Below are 8,580 nucleotides of genomic sequence, written 5' to 3' on the forward strand. Positions count from 1 at the left end.
TCTGTACCTGTTAATTCTGACAGTAGCGCTCTGCTGAACCTATGACTAAGGTGCAAAAAGCGCTGCGCCGCTTGAGGTGCAGTCGAGAAAGCCATGCCAACCCTTTGCATTGGCCGGTGTTTTCGAACAGGTAACCCGCTTTCCCTGATCCGTATCGCGTTCGTTGTTGCCATGGTGTGAACCGTGCCCGCTGCTGGGGCCGGTGCCATGGGTTGCAGCGGACGAGGACGGATAATGAACAAACAAGCGCTTGAGTGGACTTACCTGGGCTTATCACTTGCCGTATGCGCAGGGCTGGCAACGTTGACCGACAGCGCACAAGCGTGTCCTTACACAATTACCGCCGGGGATGACGTGATCACCTGCACCAGCGGCGCAGGTGGGGCCTTGGTCGACCTACAAGGCAACAACACCCTGACCTTCCCTTCCGGTAACGGCAGTGTACAAAGCGTTACCTATGGCGCCGGCAACGACTTGATTGAGTTGAATACGCCCGGTGCGGTCATCGGTATAGGTGGGGTCAACATGGGGGATGGGGCCAATATTTTTCGTCTATTTCAAGGGCAGGTAAATTCCCCGGTTTTGCAAGGCTCTGGGGCCGATGTGGTGCAAATAAGCGGCGGACAAGCCGGAGCGATCAGCCAGGGCGACGGTGTCGACACTTTTTCGATGAGCGGGGGCACCATTACCTCGTTATCCCAAGGCGACGGCCACGACAAATTCTCAATGAGCGGGGGCACCATTCCCGGGTTCTTCGAGGACGGTGACGATGCCTTGATGACCGGCGGCAGCATCGGCCGCGTCGATATGAAGCTGGATAACAATCTGTTCGATATGCGAGGCGGGACGATTATCGGCAACCTGGTGACCGGCCTTGGCAGAGACATCATTCTGGTCTCGGGCACCAGCTATATTGGGGGCAACATCAGCACCAGTAGTGGAATCGACACCATCACCATCAGCGGCGGAACCGTTAACGGTCAGATCCTCGCGGGCAACGGCAATGACATCTTCAGCTGGATCGGCGGCGGGTCCATCCATGGTTTTATCCTGCTGGGGCCAGACAACGATACCGCTCTGCTACAGAACCTGAATGAATCCATCCTCGCGTCCACACCTTTGATTGACGGGGGTGTCGGCACCGATACGCTGACGTTCGATAATGCCCAGGCCACCACGCCGGGGCGTTATACCAACTGGGAAAACGTGATCCTGCAAAATAACGCCGCCTTCACGCTCGGCGGCACATTTGTCTTGGGCGATGCAGGCACGGGCACAGGCACCATGACGCTGGGTGGCAGCAGCAAACTGTTGGTCAACACCGGCGTCATCAGCCCATTCACCAGCGGGCAGTTGGTGACCCTGAACAACAGCGGCATGATTGACATGACCACCGGCAGTTCGATCGCTACCGATACCTTGACCGTCAATGGCAACTACAGCGGCACTGGCGGCACGCTCGCCCTGCAATCCGTGCTCGGCGCTGACGGTTCAGCCAGCGATAAGCTGGTGATCAGCCAGGGAACGATCGGGGGTAATACCGGGATCAGCATCACCAACCTCGGAGGCACGGGCGCAGCAACGTTACAGGACGGTATTCAGGTGGTGCTGGCCACCAACGGCGCCACCGGCAGCGCCAGCGCCTTTACGCTGGCCGCGCCCGTCAAGGCCGGTGCATTCGACTACTTCCTGTTCAAGGGCGGCGTCACTGCCGGCACTGCCGAGAACTACTATCTGCGCTCCACCGTCCCGGTCACCCCACCGATTCCGCCGGACCCGACGATTGTCGTGCCGCTTCCGAAACCGGTGGAGGGAACACCGCCCCTGCCACCGAATCCGGTCATCAGGCCGATTCCAACCTACCGTGCGAGCGTGCCGGTCTACGCAGCGCAGTTTCCGGCTGCCGATCAGGTAATCAAGGCGATGCTGGGCACTTATCACGAACGCATGGGCGATCAGAGCCAACAGCAACAGACGGGCGCGTTCCCGGCGGGATGGGGCCGCGTCTACGGCAGCAATAGTCGACAAAGTTTTGCCGGCACGGTGAACCCTACGCTGGACAGTTCCATCACGGGATTCCAGGTGGGTACTGACCTGTTTGCCAACACCCTGGACAACGGCCTGACCCAGCGCATCGGGTTCTTCGTGGGCCATAGCCGCCTGAGGGGTGACATCAAAGGATTCAACGGTGGCTGGCAGAACAAGGATGCCGGCAGCACGACCCTGCGCAGCGACAGCCTGGGCATGTACTGGACACTGATCAACCCCAGCCGGGCCTACCTCGACCTGGTCGTGATGGGCACACGCCTGAGCGGTCACAACGACTCGAACGACGGCGTGAAGATGAAAACCCGCGGGCACAACCTGGCCGCATCAGCGGAAGTAGGCTGGCCATTCCCGCTGACACCGAACTGGAAAATCGAACCCCAGGCCCAGCTGATCGTGAGCAAGACCAAACTGGACAGGCAGAATGACGGCGTCTCGGATGTGTCATACAACGCAGACACAGCCCTTACCACCCGCCTCGGCGTGCGCCTGAGCGGTGCCTACCAGGTCAGCGGAATGCCACTGCAACCCTATGCCCGCGCCAACGTCTGGCACACCGCTGGCGGGAAAAACACGGTGACCTTTGCCGACGTCACCGATATCGACACCGAGCAAAAGTCCACCACGCTGAACGTGAGTCTCGGCGCCAGCCTCAAGGTGGCCCCAGGCATCAGCCTGTACAGCGAAGTGGGCTACAACCGCAATCTGGACAGCAACGCCTTCAACGGCCGCCAGGGCACGGTGGGTTTGAGAATGGAGTTCTGACCGAGCCTTTGTATCGCAGTGTGTACAGTTGCCACTGCGATACAGAAAGCTTTAACCCAACCACTTTTTTGAAACAGAGCAGATACAGCACCGCGTTCAACTGTGAGCCAGGCACACATCAAGCCACAGGAGGCTCGCCATGCACGCTCAGTTGAATCGCCGCTCCAAACGCCCACTTTTCCTGGCCTTTGCTTTGTTGCAGTTCGGTGTCATGGGCATGGCCAGCGCCGAGATGCCCGAGATCAATGTTCCGGCCCCCGTGAGCCAATCGGCCTTCGGTGCGCTCAAGCACGTCAAGGCCGGGCTGTTGGATGTGGCTTACGCCGAAGTCGGCCCGGCCAACGGCCAAGCGGTGATCCTGCTGCACGGCTGGCCCTACGATATCGACAGCTACGCCAAGGTTGCGCCGTTGCTGGCGGCCAAGGGTTATCGCGTATTGATCCCTTACGCCCGTGGCTATGGCGACACCCATTTCCTCTCGGCGAAAACCCCGCGCAACGGCCAACCCGCAGCGCTGGCCAGCGACGTGATCGACTTCATGGACGCGCTGAACATCAAGCAAGCCGTGCTGGGCGGCTACGACTGGGGCGCGCGCTCGGCGGACATCGTTTCGGCGCTGTGGCCGGAGCGGGTCAAGGCGCTGGTGTCGGTCAGCGGCTACCTGATCGGCAACCAGGCCGCAGGCAAGAACCCCCTGCCGCCCAAGGCCGAATTGCAGTGGTGGTACCAGTTTTACTTCGCCACCGACCGTGGCGCCGCCGGTTACCAGAAAAACACCCACGACTTTGCCAAGCTGATCTGGCAAACCGCTTCGCCCCAATGGAAGTTCGACGACGCCACCTTCGACCGCAGCGCCAAGGGCCTGCAGAACCCGGATCACGTCGCGATCACCGTGTTCAACTACCGCTGGCGCCTGGGTCTGGTCCAGGGTGAAAGCCAATACGAGCCGTTGGAGCAGAAACTCGCTCAGGCCCCGTCCATCGGCGTGCCGACCATCACCCTGGAAGGCGACGCCAACGGCGCACCGCACCCGGCGCCCGAGGACTACGCCAAGCGGTTTACCGGCAAATACGAGTTCCGCCTGATCAACGGCGGCATCGGCCACAACCTGCCGCAAGAAGCGCCCGAGGCGTTTGCCAAGGCGATTATCGACGCGGATAAGTTGTGATGAAGCGCCTGTGCATGGCCGCATTGGCCCTGGCGAGTGCTGCCAGCCCCCTCGTGTTCGCCGACAGCGCCGCGTCGCCGATCTACGGCGTGACCATTCCCGATGGCTACCGCCAATGGGAACTGGTGGCGCCCGCCCAGGAAGCTGACCCGCTGAACGAACTGCGTGTGGTGCTGGGCAACAGCGCCGCATTAAAGGCCTACCGGGAAGGCAAGCTACCCTTCCCCGACGGCACCGTATTGGCCAAGCTGGCGTGGAAACATGAACCGTCGCCGGAGTTCAAGACCGCGTCGATCCCTGGCGCGGCCACCACGGTGCAGTTCATGGTCAAGGACTCGAAGAAATACGCGTCCACCGGTGGCTGGGGTTTCGGGCGATTTATCAATGGCAAGCCGGCGGATGAAGCGCAGCATCAGACCTGCTTTGCATGCCATCAGGCGTTAGTGAAGGATCGTGATTACGTGTTCACCAAGTTGGCGCCCTGATCGCCATCTCGTTTATCAGAACAGAGCGCGGTGGTCCGGGGTAACTGGACCACCGCGTTTTTCATGTAGCGCCGCCTTTCGCGTAAACATGGCAATTTGCCCACCCTCCTCAATGTGAAAATTTCGTTAACCAATTCTCCCTAAAGGCTTTTTTGCCTGGAAACGTTCTGTCACACTGATGCGAATAATTATCAACACTTTTATTATTCGCCAGGGACGGCGTTCGGGGAGAGTACGTTCCATGTCTGTGCAACAACACGGCGGTAAAGGTTTTTCACCCAGTTTGATGGCCATGGCTATCTGTCTTGCAACGTCACAAGCGGCCTTCGCCGCCGACATCGAACAGCCTGCGGCCACGCTCGAACTGGGAGCCACCGAGATCTCCGGCCAGCAACTGGGCGAAACCACAGAGGGTACGCAGTCCTACACCACCGGCGAGATGGCCACTGCAACCAAACTGCCGCTGACCATGCGCGAAACACCCCAGGCTGTCACCGTGATCACCCGCCAGCGCATGGACGACCAGGCCATGACCAGCGTCAATGATGTGGTCAAGAACACCCCCGGCCTGTTCCTCAGCCAGGCCAGCGGCCCTGGGCGACAAACCTACAGCTCCCGTGGTTTTGACATCGACAACATGATGTTCGACGGCCTGCCCAGCAGCTATTCCGGCTACAGCAACAGCGTGCAGCCGAACCTGGCGATGTTTGACCGTGTGGAAGTGATTCGTGGTGCTACGGGCTTGGTCACCGGCGCCGGCAACCCATCGGCTGCGATCAACTTTGTGCGCAAGCGCCCTACCGCGACGCCCCAGGTGTCCATCACTGGCGCCGCCGGTAGCTGGGACGACTATCGCGGTGAGTTCGACGCTTCCAGCGCGCTCAATGACAGCGGTACGGTACGTGGCCGCGTGGTGGGTTCATACGGCGATGCCAACAGTTTCCGTGACGGTGAAGAAAGCGATCACGGCCTGTTCTACGCCATCGGCGAGGCAGACCTGAACGAAGACACCACCGCCACCCTGGGCTTCTCGCGCCAGGAAGACCAGACCAACCTGTTCTGGGGCGGCCTGCCCCTAGGCACCGACGGTCATCACCTCAACCTGCCCCGCTCCACCAACCCCGGCAGTGATTGGGAAAACAAGAAGCTGACCATCGACACGGTGTTCGGTGAACTTGAACACCGTTTCGACAACGGCTGGAAGCTTCACGTCGCCGGTTCCTCGTCCCAATTGGATGGCGTGTTCACGGGCACCTATCAATCCCGCTATGAAACCACTCTCGCACGTACCGCCTACCAGTCCCACCAGGATGACAAACAGTACGCCTTCGACACCTTCGCCAGCGGCCCGGTCGAAGCCTTCGGCCGCACCCATGAAGTGGTGGTCGGCACCAGCAAGCGCATCTACGACGCCACCTCCAAGGAGTACGCGCCCTACGACACCAACTACCCGCTCAACGGTGCCAAGCCCAACTTCACCCGTGACGGCAAGAGCCATAGCATTACCACTCAGGACGGCGTTTACCTGACCACGCGCCTGAACCTGGCCGACCCGCTCAAGGTCATCCTCGGCGCCCGTGTCGACTGGTATGACTACGATGACCGCCAAGGCGACGGCGACTACAAGGTCACCCGCAACCTCACCCGCTATGCCGGCGTGATCTACGACTTGAACGATCAATACTCGGTCTACGCCAGCTACACCGACATCTTCACCCCACAAAGCAGCAAGGACCTGTCGGGCAAAGTGCTGGAACCCATCGTCGGCGAAAACTACGAAGTGGGCATCAAGGGCGAATACTTCAATGGCGCTCTCAACGCCAGCCTGGCGGTGTTCCAGATCGACCAGAAAAACCGCGCCACCGAAGCCGCCACCCAACTGGGCTGCCCGGAACTCACCTGCTACGAAGCCTCCGGCCTGGTGCGCAGCCAGGGTATCGACCTGGAACTGCAAGGCGCCGTCACCGAAAACTGGCAAGTCGGCGGTGGGTTTACCTACACCCGCGCCCATTACATCAAGGACACCAACCCCGCCAACGACAACCAGCGCTTCGACACCGACACCCCGGAGCGCCTGTTCAAGCTCACAACTGCGTACCGCTTCCAGGGCCCCCTGGAAAAACTGCGCATCGGTGGCAACGTCTACTGGCAGAGCCGCATGTATAACGACGTCACCCTCGCCAACGGTGGCAGCTATCGCCTGGAGCAAGGCAGCTATGCGGTCGCGGACTTGATGGCGGGTTATCAGGTGAACAAAAATCTGGACCTGCAAGTGAATGCGAACAACATCTTCGACCGCACTTACTACTCCGCCATTGGCACCAGCCCGACCTGGGGTGCTACCGATACCTACGGCAACCCGCGCAGCTTTGGTGTGACGGCCAAGTACAGCTTCTGATCAGCTATTCAACGACATTGGCTTGTCCCCGCCGGCCGGCAAGCCAAACCTCGCTCGGACAAAATTGAGGAACGCGCCATAGGGCCGTCCAAGGGTCAACATGATGACCGTCACACCCACTGTGCCGTGCAACACTTCGGCGGCGTTGGCGCCGCTGATTGCCAGGATGCCGGCATAGATCGGCACCTGGAAACTCACCAGCGCGAGGGAATCCCACAGCAATTGTGAGCGCCTGCTTGCACTGGCAAATCCCATGATCCAATCACGCCAGAGCCCATAGGGTCGTCCGGACAGCACCATCAGCCCTGCCCCCAGCATCCGCGCGTGCAACACCTGGTCCCAGCCCATCCCGGCGATGTAGCGCTCATTGAGGATGCCGGTCACCGTAAAAAATATGATCAACGCCAGCGTATCGGCGGCAAAAGACCGCCACCTGTCGCGGCGCCCTTCGGTCGAAGAAGACAAAATCGTTTACCTCCTGCTCGTTCAGAGCGTCATACAGTAGGCATAATCACCTTCTGTTTATACCAAAGGCGCATCAATGACCACTGAACGCTACGACCAGCTGGCAATCTTCGCCATCGTGGCCCAGGAGCGCAGCTTCACCCGCGCCGCTGCCCGCCTCGGCATGTCCCAACCGGCCCTGAGTCGCGCCATGCGCCAGTTGGAAGAGCGCCTCGGCGTACGCCTGCTGGCGCGCACGACCCGCAGTGTTTCGGCGACCGAGGCCGGGGAGCACCTGCTGCGGGTGATCGCGCCGCGCTTCGAGGAGATCGACAGCGAACTGGCCTTGCTCAGCGAATACCGCGACAAGCCGATGGGCAAGCTGCGCATCACGGCGGGCGAGCATTGTGCGATCAGCGTGTTGCATCCGGCGCTGGGCAAACTGCTGCCGGATAATCCAGACCTCAGTATCGAGATCATCGTCGACTACGGCTTCACCGATATCGTCGCGCAGGGTTTTGATGCCGGGGTGCGCTTGGGTGAGCAAGTGGCCAAGGACATGATCGCGATGCGTATCGGGCCGGAAATGCGCATGGCGGTGGTGGGGTCGCCAGCGTATTTCGCACGCCACGCTGCGCCGAAGATCCCCAATGACCTAATGGCCCACAACTGCATCACCCTGCGCATGCCGACCCACGGCGGGTTGTATGCCTGGGAATTCGAAAAGAACGGGCAGGAAGTGAACGTGCGCGTCGAAGGCCAGATGGTCTTCAACACCATCGCCATGCGCCTACAGGCGGCGCTCCAGGGTTTGGGGCTGGCCTTCATGCCCGAAGACGTGGTGCTTGAGCATGTGGCGCAAGGTCGGTTGGTACGCGTGCTGGAAGATTGGTGCGAACCGTTTTCCGGGTATCACTTGTACTACCCGAGTCGCCGGCAGAGTTCGCCGGCGTTTACGTTGTTGCGGGAGACCCTGCGTTATACCGGTTGAGAATCCCGGCCCGTCACAGAACCAACTGTGGGAGGGGGCTTGCTCCCGATGGCGGTGGGTCAGCTTGCCTGTGTGGCGGCTGACACTCAGTCATCGGGGGCAAGCCCCCTCCCACAGGGATTGAAGGTGCACTGGGTTTCCTGGCCCGGCACACGTCCAAATGTGGGAGGGAGCTTGCTCCCGATGGCGGTGGGTCAGCTTGCCTGTGTGGCGGCTGACACTCAGTCATCGGGGGCAAGCCCTAATGCTTGTCAGTTAAGGAAACAGCAGATGAGCGGCTTTC

At 60.5% G+C, this 8,580-nt stretch carries 6 protein-coding genes; 5 read left to right on the forward strand and 1 reads right to left on the reverse strand.

Translation table 11 applies throughout. The annotated features are described in order from the left end of the window. Positions 1-234 precede the first annotated feature (234 nt). The 4 genes from DYL61_RS19265 (at position 235) to DYL61_RS19280 (ending at position 6,862) form a co-directional block, all read left to right on the forward strand. Entirely contained in the window at positions 235-2,811 is a 2,577-nt protein-coding gene (locus DYL61_RS19265) for an autotransporter family protein (protein WP_135309640.1), read from the forward strand. A 139-nt stretch (positions 2,812-2,950) separates the two neighbouring features. After that, the gene (locus DYL61_RS19270; RefSeq protein WP_135309641.1) at positions 2,951-3,979 is read left to right on the forward strand and encodes an alpha/beta fold hydrolase; all 1,029 of its coding nucleotides are present in this window, start codon (positions 2,951-2,953) and stop codon (positions 3,977-3,979) included. Then, positions 3,979-4,464: a cytochrome P460 family protein gene (locus DYL61_RS19275; RefSeq protein WP_135309642.1), complete on the forward strand. Its 486-nt coding sequence runs from the start codon at positions 3,979-3,981 to the stop codon at positions 4,462-4,464. The genes DYL61_RS19270 and DYL61_RS19275 overlap by 1 nt, the downstream gene beginning before the upstream one ends. Before the next feature lie 241 nt (positions 4,465-4,705). Continuing rightward, complete coding sequence (locus DYL61_RS19280; RefSeq protein ID WP_135309643.1) at positions 4,706-6,862, forward strand: TonB-dependent siderophore receptor; 2,157 nt, start codon at positions 4,706-4,708, stop codon at positions 6,860-6,862. Here the strand turns inward: DYL61_RS19280 and alaE are convergent, their stop codons facing one another. After that, entirely contained in the window at positions 6,863-7,327 is a 465-nt protein-coding gene (gene alaE, locus DYL61_RS19285; RefSeq protein ID WP_135309644.1) for an L-alanine exporter AlaE, read from the reverse strand. A 76-nt stretch (positions 7,328-7,403) separates the two neighbouring features. Between alaE and DYL61_RS19290 the strand changes: the two genes are divergently transcribed. After that, positions 7,404-8,297 carry a LysR family transcriptional regulator gene (locus tag DYL61_RS19290; protein ID WP_135309645.1) on the forward strand — a complete coding sequence of 298 codons (894 nt, stop codon included), beginning with the start codon at positions 7,404-7,406 and terminating at the stop codon, positions 8,295-8,297. Positions 8,298-8,580: the final 283 nt, after the last annotated feature.

Source organism: Pseudomonas nabeulensis, assembly GCF_004682045.1.
Lineage (GTDB): Bacteria > Pseudomonadota > Gammaproteobacteria > Pseudomonadales > Pseudomonadaceae > Aquipseudomonas > Aquipseudomonas nabeulensis.

What these genes read in the sequence shown, in the direction of transcription:
- DYL61_RS19265 (WP_135309640.1), top strand. Translation starts at nt 235, where the DNA reads ATGAACAAACAAGCGCTTGAGTGGACTTACCTGGGCTTATCACTTGCC.
- DYL61_RS19270 (WP_135309641.1), top strand. Translation starts at nt 2,951, where the DNA reads ATGCACGCTCAGTTGAATCGCCGCTCCAAACGCCCACTTTTCCTGGCC.
- DYL61_RS19275 (WP_135309642.1), top strand. Translation starts at nt 3,979, where the DNA reads ATGAAGCGCCTGTGCATGGCCGCATTGGCCCTGGCGAGTGCTGCCAGC.
- DYL61_RS19280 (WP_135309643.1), top strand. Translation starts at nt 4,706, where the DNA reads ATGTCTGTGCAACAACACGGCGGTAAAGGTTTTTCACCCAGTTTGATG.
- DYL61_RS19290 (WP_135309645.1), top strand. Translation starts at nt 7,404, where the DNA reads ATGACCACTGAACGCTACGACCAGCTGGCAATCTTCGCCATCGTGGCC.